At 61.1% G+C, this 16,555-nt stretch carries 15 protein-coding genes; 11 read left to right on the top strand and 4 right to left on the bottom strand.

Annotated features, from left to right (window positions below):
* Positions 1-21: 21 nt before the first annotated feature.
* Complete coding sequence (locus tag ACY4LX_RS09830) at positions 22-1,320, top strand: serine/threonine protein kinase (protein ID WP_054049439.1); 1,299 nt, start codon at positions 22-24, stop codon at positions 1,318-1,320.
* Positions 1,313-2,101 (top strand): MlaA family lipoprotein, encoded by a 789-nt coding sequence (locus ACY4LX_RS09825; protein ID WP_149656979.1) that lies wholly within the window; start codon positions 1,313-1,315, stop codon positions 2,099-2,101. Before ACY4LX_RS09830 ends, ACY4LX_RS09825 begins: the two co-directional genes overlap by 8 nt.
* A gap of 304 nt (positions 2,102-2,405) precedes the next feature.
* Here the strand turns inward: ACY4LX_RS09825 and ACY4LX_RS09820 are convergent, their stop codons facing one another.
* Positions 2,406-3,320, bottom strand: coding sequence for a DUF808 domain-containing protein (locus ACY4LX_RS09820; RefSeq protein WP_463259784.1), 915 nt, complete (start codon positions 3,318-3,320; stop codon positions 2,406-2,408).
* A gap of 135 nt (positions 3,321-3,455) precedes the next feature.
* Here ACY4LX_RS09820 and ACY4LX_RS09815 point away from each other — a divergent pair, with 135 nt between their 5' ends.
* Positions 3,456-4,064: a TetR/AcrR family transcriptional regulator gene (locus ACY4LX_RS09815; protein WP_149656981.1), complete on the top strand. Its 609-nt coding sequence runs from the start codon at positions 3,456-3,458 to the stop codon at positions 4,062-4,064.
* A gap of 55 nt (positions 4,065-4,119) precedes the next feature.
* Here the strand turns inward: ACY4LX_RS09815 and ACY4LX_RS09810 are convergent, their stop codons facing one another.
* Both ACY4LX_RS09810 and ACY4LX_RS09805 read right to left on the bottom strand, forming a co-directional pair.
* Positions 4,120-5,187, bottom strand: coding sequence for an alpha/beta hydrolase (locus ACY4LX_RS09810; protein ID WP_463259783.1), 1,068 nt, complete (start codon positions 5,185-5,187; stop codon positions 4,120-4,122).
* Positions 5,188-5,286: 99 nt separating this feature from the next.
* A complete protein-coding gene (locus ACY4LX_RS09805; RefSeq protein WP_149656983.1) occupies positions 5,287-5,727 on the bottom strand; it encodes a GlcG/HbpS family heme-binding protein in 441 nt (146 codons plus the stop codon).
* Between the two features lie 267 nt (positions 5,728-5,994).
* On the opposite strand from ACY4LX_RS09805, the gene gcl reads away from it, so the two are divergent.
* From gcl to ACY4LX_RS09765, 8 genes are all read left to right on the top strand, one after another.
* Complete coding sequence (gene gcl, locus ACY4LX_RS09800; protein WP_123510515.1) at positions 5,995-7,770, top strand: glyoxylate carboligase; 1,776 nt, start codon at positions 5,995-5,997, stop codon at positions 7,768-7,770.
* 145 nt (positions 7,771-7,915) lie between these two features.
* Entirely contained in the window at positions 7,916-8,698 is a 783-nt protein-coding gene (gene hyi, locus ACY4LX_RS09795; protein WP_149656984.1) for a hydroxypyruvate isomerase, read from the top strand.
* Between the two features lie 212 nt (positions 8,699-8,910).
* On the top strand, positions 8,911-9,804 hold the full coding sequence (locus ACY4LX_RS09790; RefSeq protein ID WP_133839090.1) for a 2-hydroxy-3-oxopropionate reductase: 894 nt from the start codon (positions 8,911-8,913) through the stop codon (positions 9,802-9,804).
* Between the two features lie 165 nt (positions 9,805-9,969).
* Positions 9,970-11,250, top strand: coding sequence for a glycerate kinase type-2 family protein (locus tag ACY4LX_RS09785; RefSeq protein WP_463259782.1), 1,281 nt, complete (start codon positions 9,970-9,972; stop codon positions 11,248-11,250).
* A complete protein-coding gene (pyk, locus tag ACY4LX_RS09780) occupies positions 11,240-12,655 on the top strand; it encodes a pyruvate kinase (RefSeq protein WP_149656986.1) in 1,416 nt (471 codons plus the stop codon). Before ACY4LX_RS09785 ends, pyk begins: the two co-directional genes overlap by 11 nt.
* 135 nt (positions 12,656-12,790) lie before the next feature.
* Positions 12,791-13,705 carry an urea transporter gene (locus tag ACY4LX_RS09775; RefSeq protein ID WP_463259781.1) on the top strand — a complete coding sequence of 305 codons (915 nt, stop codon included), beginning with the start codon at positions 12,791-12,793 and terminating at the stop codon, positions 13,703-13,705.
* A 21-nt stretch (positions 13,706-13,726) separates the two neighbouring features.
* Positions 13,727-14,551 carry an ion transporter gene (locus ACY4LX_RS09770; protein WP_149656988.1) on the top strand — a complete coding sequence of 275 codons (825 nt, stop codon included), beginning with the start codon at positions 13,727-13,729 and terminating at the stop codon, positions 14,549-14,551.
* Positions 14,552-14,656: 105 nt separating this feature from the next.
* The gene (locus tag ACY4LX_RS09765) at positions 14,657-15,652 is read left to right on the top strand and encodes a sulfate ABC transporter substrate-binding protein (protein ID WP_149656989.1); all 996 of its coding nucleotides are present in this window, start codon (positions 14,657-14,659) and stop codon (positions 15,650-15,652) included.
* Positions 15,653-15,863: 211 nt separating this feature from the next.
* Here ACY4LX_RS09765 and ACY4LX_RS09760 read toward each other — a convergent pair whose 3' ends face one another.
* Positions 15,864-16,493 (bottom strand): DUF5666 domain-containing protein, encoded by a 630-nt coding sequence (locus ACY4LX_RS09760; RefSeq protein ID WP_178128976.1) that lies wholly within the window; start codon positions 16,491-16,493, stop codon positions 15,864-15,866.
* Positions 16,494-16,555: the final 62 nt, after the last annotated feature.

The raw sequence follows: 16,555 nt of genomic DNA, 5'->3' as shown, positions 1-16,555 counted from the left end.
TTTCCTCTAAGGGATTTAGTCATGCTCCGTTCCTTGCGCTTCGCCGCCCTGTTTGGCGGCCTTATTTTGAGTGCGTCCGCACTGGCGGTCGACATCGACGCCGCCAGCTATGGCTACCCCTTGACGAACCCGTTCGAGGCGACCATTGCCACCACTCCACCGGAGTTGCGCCCGGAGTTGCCGGCCAACGAAGACATCAATCAGCAGGACCGTAGCGTCCGTTTGCGCCCGGAGCGTGAATTCAGCCTGCCGGACAACTTCTGGCCGGTGAAGAAACTCACCTATCGCATCGCCACCCAGGATCACGCCGCGCCGCTGATTTTCCTGATCGCCGGCACCGGCGCGCGTTATGACAGCAGCCTCAACGAATACCTGAAGAAGCTTTACTACAAGGCCGGCTACCACGTGGTGCAGCTGTCGTCGCCGACCAGCTTCGACTTCATGAGCGCCGCGTCACGCTTCGCCACGCCCGGTATCACCAAGGAAGACGCCGAAGACATGTACCGGGTGATGCAGGCCGTGCGGGCGCAAAACCCGAAGACGCCCGTCACCGAGTACTACCTGACCGGTTACAGCCTCGGCGCACTGGACGCAGCCTTCGTCGCGCACCTGGACGAAACCCGTCGCAGCTTCAACTTCAAGAAAGTCTTGCTGCTCAACCCGCCGGTCAACCTCTACACCTCGATCACCAACCTCGACAAGCTGGTGCAGACCGAGGTCAAGGGCATCAACAACAGCACCACTTTCTATGAACTGGTGCTGAACAAACTGACCCGCTACTTCCAGCAAAAAGGCTACATCGACCTCAACGATGCCCTGCTCTACGACTTCCAGCAGTCCAAGCAGCACCTGACCAACGAACAGATGGCGATGCTGATCGGCACCTCGTTCCGGTTCTCGGCGGCCGACATTGCCTTCACCTCCGACCTGATCAACCGCCGTGGCCTGATCACGCCGCCGAAGTACCCGATCACCGAAGGCACCAGCCTCACGCCGTTCCTCAAGCGTGCGCTGCAATGCGACTTCGACTGCTACATCACCGAGCAGGTTATCCCGATGTGGCGCGCCCGCACCGACGGCGGCAGCCTGCTGCAACTGATCGACCAGGTGAGTTTGTATGCCTTGAAGGATTACCTGCACGACAGCCCGAAAATCTCCGTCATGCATAACGCCGACGACGTGATCCTCGGCCCTGGCGACCTGGGTTTCCTGCGCCGCACCTTCGGCGATCGCTTGACTGTTTACCCATTGGGCGGCCATTGCGGCAACCTTAACTATCGCGTCAACAGCGACGCCATGCTGGAGTTCTTCCGTGGCTAAATATCTCCTGCTTATCGCAGCGTTACTCTGTGCAGGCGTCGCCAATGCCGACAACAGCAAAGCCAACGCGCCGGTCGTGATCGACAACGATGGCTTCAAGGAACCGCTGAGCAAACTCAAGTTCAACCCGGGCCTGGACCAGCGCGAGTTCGAGCGCTCGACGCTCAACGCGCTGAACGTCTACGACCCGCTGGAGGAGTGGAACCGTCGGGTCTACCACTTCAACTACCGCTTCGACCAATGGGTGTTCCTGCCCGTGGTCGACGGCTATCGCTACGTGACCCCGAGCTTTTTGCGCACAGGTGTGAGCAACTTCTTCAACAACCTCGGTGACGTGCCGAACCTGTTGAACAGCATGCTCCAGCTCAAGGGCCACCGCTCGCTGGAAACCACCGCGCGACTGCTGCTCAACACCACCATCGGCGTTGCCGGCCTGTGGGACCCGGCCACCGCCATGGGCCTGCCGCGCCAGAGCGAAGACTTCGGCCAGACCCTGGGCTTCTACGGCGTACCGGGCGGTGCCTACTTCGTACTGCCGATCCTCGGCCCCTCCAACCTGCGCGACACCGCCGGGCTGGTGGTCGACTACACCGGCGAGTCGGCGGTCAACTTCCTGAACGTCTCCGAAGTCAGCTCCAACCACCCGGAAATCTGGGTCCTGCGCGGCGTCGACAAGCGCTACCAGACCAGCTTCCGCTACGGTCAGCTGAACTCGCCGTTCGAGTACGAGAAGGTGCGTTACGTGTACACCGAGTCGCGTAAGTTGCAGATCGCCGAGTAACGCTGGCGATACACAATCCGGCGGCAATAAAAAAGGCCATTCGATGCGAGTCGAATGGCCTTTTTGCTTTCTGATGATCGTTCCCACGCCCTGTGTGGGAATGCCTCAACGGACGCTCCGCGTTCAGCTTTGAATGGGACGCGGAGCGTCCCGGGCTGCATTCCCACCCGGAGCGTGGGAACGATCAATCAACACCACCACCGACCCACTGTAGGAACAACGCTTGCTCGCGATGGCGGCTCGGCAGTCAACCCAGATGTTGAATGTTATGGCCTCATCGCGAGCAAGCTTTGCTCCTACAGGTTCAGCCTTTGACTGAACGCCAGATCTTGCTTGCGATCATGACGCCGGCCAACACCACCGCCCCCGCCACAATCCCCGCCACCGCATTCAACAACGTCGGCACGATAAACGCCGCACCGCCAGCACTCGCGCTGACGCTTTCAATCCAGTGATGCACCAGCGGCACGCCATGGGTCAGGATCCCGCCGCCGACCAGGAACATCGCCGCCGTGCCGATCACCGACAGGCTTTTCATCATGTACGGTGCCGCCCGCAGGATCGCGCCGCCGATGCTTTTGGCCATTTGCCCCGGTTTCTGGGTCAGCCACAGGCCCAGGTCGTCGAGTTTGACGATGCCCGCCACCAGGCCATAGACGCCGATGGTCATGACGATGGCGATGCCCGACAGCACGATCACTTGCTGGGTCAGCGAAGCGCCGGCGACGGTGCCGAGGGTGATGGCGATGATTTCTGCCGAGAGGATGAAGTCGGTGCGGATCGCGCCTTTGATCTTGTCCTGTTCGAACGCCACCAGATCCGTGGCCGGATCGGCCACGGCCTCGACCAGTTGCGCGTGCTCGGCGTCGTCTTCAGCCTTGCTGTGCAGGAACTTGTGGGCCAGTTTCTCGAAACCCTCAAAGCACAGATAAGCACCGCCGACCATCAACAACGGCGTGACCAGCCACGGAATGAACACGCTGATGGCCAATGCCGACGGCACCAGGATCAGTTTGTTGAGAAACGAGCCCTTGGCGACCGCCCAGACCACCGGGATTTCCCGTTCGGCGCGCACACCGCTGACTTGCTGGGCATTGAGCGCCAGGTCGTCGCCGAGTACGCCAGCCGTCTTCTTCGCGGCCATTTTGGTCATCAATGCCACGTCGTCGAGTACCGCGGCGATGTCGTCGATCAGCACCAGCAAACTGCTTCCTGCCATGAATCAGGTTTCCTTCGAGTAATGAATGCCGCGCAGCATAGCGCGGCCGAGCGCCGCACGGTGCATTCTTGAGCGCCGCGCGAGCCCGGTGCTACCATGCGCAACCGCCAGAACAGGCAAGGAACCCCCTGGTTTATGAGCACTATCCGCGAGCGCAACAAAGAACTGATCCTGCGTGCCGCCAGTGAAGAATTTGCCGACAAGGGCTTCGCTGCGACCAAAACCAGCGATATCGCGGCCAAGGCGGGATTGCCCAAGCCCAACGTCTACTACTATTTCAAATCCAAGGAAAACCTCTACCGCGAGGTCCTGGAAAGCATCATCGAGCCGATCCTGCAGGCCTCGACGCCGTTCAACGCCGACGGCGTGCCCAGTGAAGTGCTGAGCGGCTACATCCGCTCCAAGATCCGCATCTCCCGCGACCTGCCCTTCGCCTCCAAGGTGTTTGCCAGCGAAATCATGCACGGCGCGCCGCACCTGAGCGCCGACCTGGTCGAACGCCTCAATGGGCAGGCCAAGCACAACATCGACTGCATCCAGACCTGGATCGACCGCGGCCAGATCGCCCCCATCGACCCCAACCACCTGATGTTCAGCATCTGGGCCGCGACCCAGACGTACGCCGACTTCGACTGGCAGATCTCTGCAGTCACCGGCAAGTCGAAGCTGGATGAGGCGGATTATGAAGCGGCAGCGCAGACGATTATTCGCCTGGTGCTCAAGGGGTGTGAACCGGATCGTTAGATCCGGTTTTCAATCAAGCAAAGATCGCAGCCTTCAAACCTGCGATCTTTTGCTTTCAAGCTTCGCTGCCCATCAACCAGCGCAGCGCCTGCGGGAACGAAGTACGCCAGTCATCCGGGAACGTGTGCCCTTCTTCATGGGTACGGGATTTAACCTCGTTGCCATCACTGAACAGCTTGCGGAAATCGGTGGCCATCTGCTGGTTGCCCGGCCCTTCCATCTTGCCGTTGATCACGAACACCCGTTTGCCATGGGCCTTGCTCACGGTCGGCGTTGGCTGCATGCCGCCGGGTGACACCAGCAGTGCGCCGGCGTAGTCATCCGGATGCTGCGCCAACAGCGCGCCGGCATGTTGCGAGCCTTGGGAGAACCCCATCAGGTAAACATGCTTGCGGTCGATGCATTGCTGCGCCTCCAGTTCTTTCAAGCCGTTCTGCACCGCTTTATGGGTGCCTTCAAAGCCCGGACCGATCCAGCGGAAGCTGTCGACCGCATTGATCATCTCGGTGCCGTTGATGCCGAGAACGATCGCGCCGGTGTCCGCGAGCGACTGATAATCATCGACCTCGCCGTTGACCCCGTAGCCATGCATCCACACCAGCACCGGCCGGCACGCGGCGGGCACGGGAACACTGGCGGGAGGATTGAGCACCGAAATCGCGCCAACCTTGCCGGGGGCGATTTTCTGATAGCGCTGCTGGGCGTTGGCCAACACGGTTTTGTAAGTGGCGGTCTGGCGCAGTTCGGAAAAGTCTTCGTCGCTGGCCAGCATCGGGCCGAACCACATGCCGCGATCATCGGCTTCCCTCAGGAAGCGTTGCGCCAGTTTGTCATCGCCGCGCCGGGCGAACAGCGCCGCCACCTGATAAGGCGCGAGCAGTTGCTTGGGGTCTTCACGGCTGGCCGCCAGATACACCGCGATGGCCTGCAGGGTGTCGGTGTCTTCGAGCTTTTCGGCCCGGGCCATCAGCTCATCCACGTCGTCGGCATTGAGCAGCGCGGTGACCACCGGGCTGAGGGCCTGGAACGCAATGTCTTCGGCGTCCAGCGGTTCGGCGGCGTGCAGAAAAGGTGTGCAGAGGGTCATGGCCGTGGCCAGAGTGATGCCAAGTAGCGTCTTCACGCAGATCTTCCTTGATACAAAAACGAGAGGGGCGGCAGTCTATCGACCCCGCCCCGCTTCGTCATCACCGCGCTGCCGGCGGTGTCGATTTACTTCAGATCAAGCCGTCACCCCAGCATCCGCGCGCAAGCCCTGGGCCTCGATCGCGCTGATCGCACATTGTTCGTCCACATCCGACAGATCGCCGCTGATGCCTACCGCACCCAGTACGTTGCCGTCCTGATCCCGAATCAACACACCGCCCGGTGCCGGCACCACGCTGCCCTGCCCCATGCTATTGAGCGCGGCAATAAATGCCGGGCGTTGTTGGGCGTCCAGCGCCAGCAGGCGTGAGCCCTTGCCCAGCGCTATCGCGCCCCACGCTTTGCCGATGGCGATTTGCGGGCGCAGCAGGCTGGCGCCGTCTTCCCGTTGCAAAGAAATCAAATGTCCGCCGGCATCCAATACCGCGATGGTCAGTGGAGCTGCGGAAACTGCACGCCCTGCGGCGATGGCCTGGTTCGTCAGGTTGACTGCGTCTTTCAAGGTTAAAGCGCTCATGGTGCCGTCCTCATTTTGTTATTGGAAAGCGGTTGGGCTGCGGTTTTGTGCCGCAGTCCGATCCAACAAATAGAACACAATAGATTATTTATTTGTATACAATAATTCTCGAAAAGCGCCACATGCGACGAAAAGCCACAGTAGAACGGGCTTCCGACGAATGAAACAGCCGCTTGAGAAAATGGATTGACCTGCGCCGTCCGCCGTGAATACACTCTGCGCAAAGCCACTTGTATACAATTACAAAACGTAAGAGGCACCAAAACCATGAGCAAAATGAGAGCAATCGAAGCCGCCGTTCTGGTGATGCGCCGTGAAGGGGTTGATACCGCTTTTGGCATCCCGGGCGCCGCGATCAACCCGCTGTACTCCGCCTTGCAGAAGGTCGGTGGCATCGATCACGTCCTCGCTCGCCACGTTGAAGGCGCTTCGCACATGGCTGAGGGCTACACCCGCACCAAGGCCGGCAACATCGGCGTGTGCATCGGCACTTCCGGCCCGGCGGGCACCGACATGGTCACCGGCTTGTACAGCGCCTCGGCCGACTCGATCCCGATCCTGTGCATCACCGGCCAGGCACCGCGGGCGCGCATGCATAAAGAAGACTTCCAGGCAGTCGACATCACCGCCATCGTCAAGCCAGTGACCAAGTGGGCCACCACCGTCATGGAACCGGGCCAGGTGCCGTACGCGTTTCAGAAAGCTTTCTATGAAATGCGCTCCGGCCGCCCTGGCCCCGTGCTGATCGACCTGCCGTTCGACGTGCAGATGGCTGAAATCGAATTCGACATCGACGCCTACCAGCCTCTGCCGCTGGCCAAGCCCACCGCCAACCGCGTGCAAATCGAGAAGGCCCTGGCCATGCTCGACCAGGCTGAGCGTCCGTTGCTGGTGGCCGGTGGCGGCATCATCAATGCCGATGCCAGCGACTTGCTGGTGGAGTTCGCCGAGCTGACCGGCATTCCAGTGATCCCGACCCTGATGGGCTGGGGCACGATCCCGGACGATCACCCGTTGATGGTCGGCATGGTCGGCCTGCAAACCTCGCACCGCTACGGCAACGCGACGCTGTTGAAATCGGACGTGGTGCTGGGCGTCGGTAACCGTTGGGCCAACCGCCACACCGGTTCGATCGACGTCTACACCGAAGGCCGCAAATTCATTCACGTTGACATCGAGCCGACGCAAATCGGCCGCGTGTTCAACCCGGACCTGGGCATCGTCTCCGACGCCGCGGCCGCGCTGACCGTGTTCATCGAAGTCGCTCGCGAATGGCAGGCCGCCGGCAAGCTGAAAAACCGTAGCGCCTGGCTGCAAGACTGCCAGCAGCGCAAGGCCAGCCTGCAACGCAAGACCCACTTCGACAACGTGCCGGTCAAGCCGCAGCGCGTGTATGAAGAGATGAACCAAGTGTTCGGCAAAGACACTTGCTATGTAAGTACCATCGGTCTGTCGCAGATTGCCGGCGCGCAGTTCCTGCACGTCTACAAGCCGCGTCACTGGATCAACTGCGGTCAGGCCGGCCCGTTGGGCTGGACCATTCCGGCGGCGCTGGGCGTGGTCAAGGCCGATCCGACGCGCAAGGTCGTGGCACTGTCCGGCGACTATGATTTCCAGTTCATGATTGAAGAATTGGCGGTGGGCGCGCAGTTCAAACTGCCGTACATCCACGTGGTGGTGAACAACTCGTACCTGGGGCTGATCCGTCAGGCCCAGCGCGGTTTCGACATGGACTACTGCGTGCAGCTGTCCTTCGATAACCTCAACGCTCCGGAGCTCAACGGTTACGGTGTCGACCACGTCGCAGTCGCCGAAGGCCTCGGCTGCAAGGCACTGCGCGTGTTCGAACCGGGTCAGATCCAGCCTGCCCTGCGCAAGGCCCAGGAGCTGATCGAAGAGTTCAAGGTGCCGGTGATCGTCGAGATTATCCTGGAGCGCGTAACCAACATTTCCATGGGCACCGAGATCAACGCCGTCAACGAATTCGAAGACCTGGCGCTGGTCGGCAACGATGCGCCAACCGCGATTTCGTTGCTCGATTGACCACTATGATCGTTCCCACGCTCTGCGTGGGAATGCATCCGGTGACGCTCCGCGTCACATAACGGCTGGACGCAGAGCGTCCGGGACGGCATTCCCACGCAGAGCATGGGAACGATCGGCCCTCACACATTTACGGGAGACCACCATGCCGCGTTTCGCAGCCAACCTGTCCATGCTGTTCACCGAACAGGATTTTCTTGCCCGTTTTGAAGCGGCCGCCAAGGCCGGTTTCAGTGGTGTCGAGTACCTGTTCCCTTACGACTTCAGCTCCGCCGAGATCAAGGCCAAGCTCGACGCCAACGGTCTGACCCAGGTGCTGTTCAACCTGCCGGCCGGTGACTGGGCCAAGGGCGAACGCGGTATCGCGTGCCTGCCGGATCGGGTCGAAGAATTCCGCGCCGGGGTCGATCTGGCGATTGCCTACGCCCAGGTCCTGGGCAACACCCAGGTCAACTGCCTGGCCGGTATTCGTCCACAAAACGTCGATGACGCCACCGTGGAAAAGACCTTCGTCAGCAACCTCAAGTACGCCGCCGACAAGCTGCAAGCGGTGGGCATCAAACTGGTGATGGAAGCGATCAACACCCGCGACATCCCGGGTTTCTACCTGAACAACACGGCGCAAGCCCTGTCGATTCGCGAACAGGTCGGCAGCGCCAATCTGTTCCTGCAATACGACATCTACCACATGCAAATCATGGAAGGCGACCTGGCCCGCACCCTGCAATCGCACCTGGGCGAAATCAACCACGTGCAGTTGGCAGACAACCCAGGGCGCAACGAACCAGGCACCGGAGAGATCAACTACCGCTTCCTGTTCGAACACCTGGATCGCATTGGTTATCAGGGTTGGGTCGGTTGCGAATACAAGCCGCTGACCACCACAGAAGCGGGCCTGGGCTGGTTGAAAACCCATAACGCAATCTGAGCAGTTCCCCTTGTGGGAGCGGGCTTATGTGGCGAGGGGGCTTGCCCCCGTTCGGCTGCGAAGCAGTCGTAAAACCTGCATACGCGTTCTGTCTGATTCACCGTGAATACAGTTTTGGGGCCGCTTCGCGACCCAACGGGGGCAAGCCCCCTCGCCACAAAAGGCTCACCGGTCAAGCATCGGGAGCTACACAAAAACAAGAGGATTTTCTCATGGCTAAAATCGGATTTATCGGCACCGGCATCATGGGCCACCCAATGGCATTGAACCTGCAGAAAGCCGGTCACAGCCTGTTCCTGTCGGCGCACCACGACGCCGCCCCGGCGGATCTGATTGCCGGCGGCGCCGTCGCCCTGGCCAACCCGAAGGAAGTCGCCCAGGAAGCCGAATTCATCATCATCATGGTGCCGGATACCCCGCAGGTCGATGACGTGCTGTTCCGCGCCGACGGCATTGCTGCCGGTGTCGGCAAAGGCAAAGTCGTGATCGACATGAGCTCGATCTCGCCGACCGCCACCAAAGCCTTCGCCGCCAAGATCAACGAAAAAGGCGCCCAGTACCTCGACGCGCCAGTGTCCGGTGGTGAAGTCGGCGCCAAGGCGGCAAGCCTGAGCATCATGATCGGCGGCGATGCCGACGCCTTCGAACGCGCCCTGCCGCTGTTCCAGGCGATGGGCAAGAACATCACCCTGGTTGGCGGCAACGGCGACGGTCAAACCGCGAAAGTGGCGAACCAGATCATCGTGGCGTTGAACATCCAGGCTGTGGCCGAAGCCCTGTTGTTCGCCTCGAAAAACGGTGCCGATCCAGCCAAGGTCCGTGAAGCGCTGATGGGCGGTTTCGCGTCGTCGAAGATCCTCGAAGTACACGGCGAGCGCATGATCAAGGGCACCTTCGATCCGGGCTTCCGCATCAGCCTGCACCAGAAGGACCTGAACCTGGCCCTGCAAGGCGCCAAGGAACTGAACATCAACCTGCCGAACACCGCCAACGCCCAGCAAGTGTTCAGCACCTGCGCGGCCATCGGCGGCAGCAACTGGGACCACTCGGCGCTGATCAAGGGCCTGGAACACATGGCGAATTTCTCGATTCGCGATAAGAAGTAAGCCCTTTGCGGCACTGATCGTTCCCACGCTCCGCGTGGGAATGCATCCCGGGACGCTCCGCGTCCCTGTCGAAGCGGACGCGGAGCGTCCATTGAGGCATTCCCACGCGCAGCGTGGGAACGATCATTAGCACCAAACCAAGAACAATAAGATTGGGAGCCCGCCATGTCGGTCGATCCGCAACACCTGCTGCGCGAGCTGTTTGCCACAGCCATCGACGCAGCCCATCCGCAGCAAGTCCTCGAAGCCTATCTGCCGAAAGATCGCAGCGCTCGCGTGATCGTGATCGGTGCCGGTAAAGCCGCAGCCGCCATGGCCCAAGTGGTCGAGCGCTGCTGGCAGGGCGAAGTCTCGGGTCTGGTGGTGACCCGCTACGGCCACGGCGCCCCGTGCGAAAAAATCGAAGTGGTCGAAGCCGCGCACCCGGTGCCGGATGCGGCCGGTCTTGCCGTCGCCAAACGGGTGTTGGACCTGGTCAGCAACCTGACCGAAGACGACCGTGTGATCTTCCTGCTCTCCGGCGGTGGCTCGGCACTGCTCGCCCTTCCGGCGGCAGGCATTACCCTCGCGGACAAGCAATCGATCAACAAAGCCCTGCTCAAATCCGGCGCGACCATCGGCGAGATGAACTGCGTGCGCAAGCACCTCTCGGCGATCAAGGGCGGGCGCCTGGGCAAGGCTTGCTGGCCGGCGACTGTTTATACCTACGCGATTTCCGATGTGCCGGGTGACCTCGCCACCGTCATCGCCTCCGGCCCGACCGTGGCCGACCCGAGCACCTCCGCCGAAGCCCTGGCGATCCTCAAGCGCTACGACATCGACGTCCCGGCGTCCGTGCGCACCTGGCTGCAAAGCCCCGAATCGGAAACCGTCAAACCCGGCGACCCGAGCCTGGCCCGCAGTCATTTCCAATTGATCGCCCGCCCCCAGCAATCCCTGGAAGCGGCGGCGGTGAAGTGCCGCCAGGCTGGTTTCAGCCCGCTGATCCTCGGTGACCTGGAAGGCGAATCCCGGGAAGTGGCCAAGGTCCACGCCGGCATCGCGCGGCAGATCGTTTTGCATGGCCAGCCATTGGCGGCGCCGTGCGTGATTCTGTCCGGCGGTGAAACCACGGTTACCGTGCGCGGCAATGGTCGCGGCGGGCGCAACGCCGAGTTCCTGCTGAGCCTGACCGACAGCCTCAAAGGCCTCCCCGGCGTGTACGCCCTGGCCGGTGACACCGATGGCATCGACGGCTCCGAAGACAACGCCGGCGCGATCATGACCCCGGACAGCTATGCCCGCGCGGTTGCCCTCGGTTTGAGTGCCAGCGACGAGCTGGACAACAACAATGGCTACGGCTATTTCGAGGCGCTGGACGCCCTGATCGTCACCGAGCCGACCCGCACCAACGTCAACGACTTCCGCGCGATCCTGATTCTCGAGAGCACAAAAAATGACGCCTGATAAAAAGGTCAAAATCCTCGCCACCCTCGGCCCGGCCACCGACGGCATCGATGACATTCGCGAACTGGTGCAGGCCGGGGTGAATATCTTCCGCCTGAATTTCAGCCACGGCGATCACGCCGACCATGCCCAGCGCTATCAGTGGATTCGTGAAGTCGAGCGTCAGTTGAATTACCCGTTGGGGATTCTGATGGACCTGCAAGGCCCGAAACTGCGGGTCGGCAAGTTTGCCGAGGGCAAGGTGCAACTGCATCGCGGCCAGGCGCTGCGCCTGGACCTCGATCCGACCCCGGGCGATCAACGCCGGGTCAACCTGCCGCACCCGGAAATCATCGCCGCCCTTGAGCCGGGGATGGACCTGCTGCTGGACGACGGCAAACTGCGCCTGCGGGTCGTCACCCAGTACTCCGACGCGATCGATACCACGGTGCTGAATGGCGGTGAATTGTCGGATCGCAAAGGCGTGAACGTGCCGCAAGCGGTGCTCGACTTGAGCCCGCTGACTGCCAAGGATCGTCGCGATTTGAGCTTCGGTCTGGAGCTGGGCGTGGACTGGGTGGCGCTGTCGTTTGTGCAGCGCCCGGAGGACATCCGCGAAGCCCGTGCGCTGATCGGCGACAAGGCGTTCTTGATGGCGAAGATCGAGAAACCGTCGGCGGTCACTCAACTGCGGGAAATCGCCGAATTGAGCGACGCGATCATGGTCGCTCGCGGTGATCTGGGCGTGGAAGTGCCGGCCGAAAGCGTGCCGCAGATTCAGAAAAACATCATCAGCATTTGCCGTCAGCTCGGTAAGCCGGTGGTGGTGGCGACGCAGATGCTGGAGTCGATGCGCTTCTCCCCGGCCCCGACCCGCGCCGAAGTCACCGACGTCGCCAACGCCGTGGCTGAAGGCGCGGATGCGGTGATGCTGTCGGCGGAAACCGCGTCCGGCGAGTACCCGCTGGAGGCGGTGCAGATGATGAGCAAGATCATCCGCCAGGTGGAAAACGGTCCGGACTATCAGACGCAACTGGACGTGAGCCGGCCGAAGGCTGAAGCCACGGTTTCCGATGCGATCAGCTGTGCGATTCGTCGCATCAGCAACGTGCTGCCGGTGGCGGTGCTGGTGAACTACAGCGAGTCCGGGACTTCGAGCCTGCGGGCGGCGCGGGAGCGGCCGACGGTGCCGATCCTCAACCTGACGCCAAACCTGCAAACCGCGCGCCGCTTGACCGTGGCCTGGGGCGTGCACTCGGTGGTCAATGATCGGCTGCGGCAGGTGGATGAGGTGTGTTCGACGGCGCTGGAGATTGCCCAGGCCCAAGGCATGGCACAGCGCGGGGATACGTTGTTGATCACCGCGGGTGTGCCGTTTGGGCAGCCAGGGTCGACTAATTCGTTGCGTATCGAGACGTTGATTTAACCCACACGATGATCGTTCCCATGCTCTGCGTGGGAATGCAGCCCGGGACGCTCTGCGTCCCAAGAGCAGACGCAGAGCGTCCATTGAGGCATTCCCACGCAGAGCGTGGGAAAGATCGGTACTAAGACCCTTATCATGCCTGCCAACCACTTCAACACCCACTGCCCCGACTGGGCCACGGCCCTGCTCAACGGCTTCAGTCAGATCTTCCTCCAGCGCCATCCGCTGTGCGGTCTGCTGTGTCTGTTGGCGATTCTTTTTACCGCACCCGCGCTGCTCGGCGGTGCGCTGCTGGGCGGGGTCGCCGGGTTGCTTACCGCGCAACGTCGCGGCTATGCCAAGGCTGATCGTCAGGCCGGGCTGTTCAGCTATAACGGCGTTCTGCTTGGCGTGCTGCTGAGCCTGTATTTCCCCTGGTCCGCGATGTTACCCCTGCTAATCATTGCCTGCGGCGGTCTGAGCGCGATGATTACGCAGCAGTGGCTCAAACGCGCGCGGGTCAGCCAATATCTGCCGGCCTACACCACCCCCTTTGTGGGGATGAGCTGGTTGCTGCTGTGCTTCGCCACACCGTCGACCACGGCGCATTTGATCGAAATCAACACGCTGAACATGCTCGTGGCGCCCCTCAAAGGCCTCGGTCAAGTGATGTTCCTTGGTCATCCACTGGCCGGCGCGATGATTGCCGCCGGTTTGCTGATCGCTGATCGCCGCGCCTTCTGCTGGGCGTTGCTGGCGTCCGTCGCCGGCATGGGCTGGAGCCTGCTGCACCACGACTTCTATAGCGCATTGCTCGGGCTCGGGAGCTATAACGCCGTACTCGCCGCCCTCGCCTTCAGCTCGCAGCGCCAGCGGTCGTGGCTGCCTGTGCTCGGTATTGCGTCAGCGCTGTGGCTGACGCCGGTGTTTGCCGCCATCGGTCTGCCTACGCTGACCGCGCCGTTCATCCTCGCCTGCTGGCTGGTCCGCGCCGCCACTCAAAAGCACGGCAAAGCCACAGTCGCCCTTGAGCCTTGCGCTCCTGGGGAGAATCAACCTAGGCTTCGCTGATTCTCGGTTCAGGCGTAACCCATGGACATCAGCAAAAACTGGCGTGAAGAGCTTTACGTCATGGTTTTCCAGAGCGACACCAAGGCCGGGCGGCGCTTCGACGGCATCTTGCTGTTGATCATCCTCGCCAGCATCGTGATCGTGATGCTCGACAGCATCGACGCGATCCACCAGAACTACGCCGACGTGCTGGCGTACATCGAGTGGGGCTTCACGGTTATTTTCGCCATCGAATACGGCCTGCGCCTGTACTGCTCGCCCAAGCCGTTGCGCTATGCGTTCAGCTTCTATGGCTTGGTGGATTTGCTGGCGATTGTGCCCGGCATTCTCGCGCTGTATTACGCCGATGCGCAGTACCTGCTGATCATCCGGATCATTCGGATGTTGCGGATTTTCCGCGTACTCAAGCTCAGCCCCTACCTCAAGCAAGCCAACTATCTGATGTCGGCGCTGCGCGGCAGCAAGCAGAAGATCGTGGTGTTCCTGGTCAGCGTCTGCACCCTGGTGACGGTGTTCGGCACGTTGATGTACGTGATCGAAGGCCCGGAACACGGCTTCACCAGCATTCCCAAAGGCATCTATTGGGCTATCGTGACGCTGACCACCGTGGGCTTCGGCGACATCGTGCCCAAGACCCCGCTGGGCCAGGTGATTTCGTCGCTGGTGATGATCACCGGTTACTCGATCATCGCCGTACCGACGGGGATTTTCACCGCCGAACTGGCCAACGCCATGCGCGGTGAACAACTGCAACACGACTGCCCGGTGTGCAAGAAAAACAGCCACGAACATGGCGCGGCGTTTTGCTCGCGGTGTGGCAATCAGCTGTTTAAGAAAATGGAATAAGCAAAGTGCTTTTTAATCTTTAAAGGCCTATGCAAGCCCGGCTATAGTCGCTGGCAAATGGCCTCACTTTTAATAAGAACACCTATTTAGAACAAGGAATGCGCAGTGAAAAAACTCTTTGGCGCCTCACTTCTGGCCGCAGGCCTGGCCCTGACCAGCGTGGCTCAGGCCGCACCGACCCTGCTCAACGTTTCCTACGACGTGATGCGCGATTTCTATAAGGACTACAACACTGCGTTCCAGAAACACTGGCAAGCCGAGCACAACGAAAACATCACCCTGCAGATGTCCTTCGGCGGCTCCAGCAAACAGGCGCGTTCGGTGATCGACGGCCTGCCCGCTGATGTCATCACCATGAACATGGCCACCGACATCAACGCCCTGGCGGACAACGGCAAACTGATCCCGGACAACTGGGTCACGCGCCTGCCGAACAACAGCGCGCCGTTCACCTCGGCCACCGTCTTCATCGTGCGCAAAGGCAACCCGAAAGCCCTGAAAGACTGGCCCGACCTGCTCAAGGACGGCGTCCAGGTGATCGTGCCCAACCCGAAAACCTCGGGCAACGGCCGCTACACCTACCTCTCGGCCTGGGGCTATGTGCTGAAAAACGGCGGCGACGAAAACAAGGCCAAAGCCTTCGTCGGCAAACTGTTCAAACAAGCGCCGGTACTCGATACCGGTGGCCGCGCCGCCACCACCACCTTCATGACCAACCAGATCGGCGACGTGCTGGTGACCTTCGAGAACGAAGCGGAAATGATTGCCCGCGAGTTTGGTCGCGACCAGTTTGAAGTGATCTACCCGAGCGTTTCGGCTGAGGCGGAGCCGCCGGTGTCCGTGGTTGATAAAGTCGTCGACAAGAAAGGCTCCCGCGCCGCGGCTGAGGAATACCTGAAGTACCTGTGGTCGCCGGAAGGCCAGGAGATTGCGGCGGCTAACTACCTGCGTCCGCGGGACCCGGCGGTGTTGGCCAAGTACACCGATCGCTTCCCGAAGGTTGATTTCCTCTCGGTAGAGAAGACCTTTGGCGACTGGCGCACCGTGCAAAAGACCCACTTCAATGATGGCGGGATCTTTGATCAGATTTATGCGCAGTAAGGCCTAGGCAACCATGAAAAAGGCGACCTGCAGAGGTCGCCTTTTTTGTGCTCGCTGTATCACCCAAACCCACGGCACGACGGCGATCCCCCGTTGATCGTTCCCACGCTCTGCGTGGGAATGCAGCCCGGGACGCTCCGCGTCCCAAGCGGACGCGGAGCGTCCATTGAGGCATTCCCACGCGGAACATGGGAACGAACGGTTGGGGTCATTACATCGGCGGGGCCACGCCATCCTTGCCGGCGGAGATGGATTGCGCCGTCAGCGTCCCGTCCGCGCTCTGGGTCACGAACGTCACGATCTTCACTCCGACCTTGAGCAGGCTGCGATCCCCCGGCATCAGGTTCACGATCGGCACGTCCTCCGGCACCAGAATCTTCTGCTGGCCGCCTTTGTAATTAACGGTCAGGGTCCTGCCGTTGCTGACCACCAGATCACCCACGCTGCCATTGGTCATGCTGCTGCCCTTGGCCAAGTCGAAGGGCCGATGGCCGTCGCCGCTGCCGGCCAGTTCCGGCGGAAAGACGTGGACTTCCAGAGCCTTGAGCGTGCCGTCATCCTGGGGAATCGCCGCCGAGCCGATGTAGCTGCCGGGTTTGATGTCTTCGATATTGGCCAGGGTGACCGCGCGGACTTTGGTGTCCTGGGTCAGTTTGATCACCACGTTTTCGCCGCTGTTGGCATGGACCTTCAAGCTGTCGGCGCTGACCCCGGTGATCTCGCCGCGCACGCCGATGCGCGTGCCTGGCGCTTCGGCCGCCATGGCGGTGGTTGCCGTGAACAAGCTGATCAAGGTAACCACCGATGCACCGCGAATCAGGTGACGAAACATCGCATTCATGGAAGTGCCTTCCTGTTATGAAACGTGAAGAGAGAACATAAGCACGCTATCGAACAAGATGT

This window comes from Pseudomonas sp. Emmai (genome assembly GCF_055179735.1).
The sequence above is the reverse complement of the archived record's forward strand: the minus strand, read 5'-3'. Positions and strand labels throughout refer to the sequence as shown.

Coding starts and splice junctions, on each gene's coding strand:
- ACY4LX_RS09830 (WP_054049439.1), top strand. CDS start 22: ATGCTCCGTTCCTTGCGCTTCGCCGCCCTGTTTGGCGGCCTTATTTTG.
- ACY4LX_RS09760 (WP_178128976.1), bottom strand. CDS start 16,493: ATGAATGCGATGTTTCGTCACCTGATTCGCGGTGCATCGGTGGTTACC.
- ACY4LX_RS09775 (WP_463259781.1), top strand. CDS start 12,791: ATGCCTGCCAACCACTTCAACACCCACTGCCCCGACTGGGCCACGGCC.
- ACY4LX_RS09820 (WP_463259784.1), bottom strand. CDS start 3,320: ATGGCAGGAAGCAGTTTGCTGGTGCTGATCGACGACATCGCCGCGGTA.
- pyk (WP_149656986.1), top strand. CDS start 11,240: ATGACGCCTGATAAAAAGGTCAAAATCCTCGCCACCCTCGGCCCGGCC.
- ACY4LX_RS09805 (WP_149656983.1), bottom strand. CDS start 5,727: ATGAGCGCTTTAACCTTGAAAGACGCAGTCAACCTGACGAACCAGGCC.
- ACY4LX_RS09785 (WP_463259782.1), top strand. CDS start 9,970: ATGTCGGTCGATCCGCAACACCTGCTGCGCGAGCTGTTTGCCACAGCC.
- ACY4LX_RS09770 (WP_149656988.1), top strand. CDS start 13,727: ATGGACATCAGCAAAAACTGGCGTGAAGAGCTTTACGTCATGGTTTTC.
- hyi (WP_149656984.1), top strand. CDS start 7,916: ATGCCGCGTTTCGCAGCCAACCTGTCCATGCTGTTCACCGAACAGGAT.
- gcl (WP_123510515.1), top strand. CDS start 5,995: ATGAGCAAAATGAGAGCAATCGAAGCCGCCGTTCTGGTGATGCGCCGT.
- ACY4LX_RS09790 (WP_133839090.1), top strand. CDS start 8,911: ATGGCTAAAATCGGATTTATCGGCACCGGCATCATGGGCCACCCAATG.
- ACY4LX_RS09815 (WP_149656981.1), top strand. CDS start 3,456: ATGAGCACTATCCGCGAGCGCAACAAAGAACTGATCCTGCGTGCCGCC.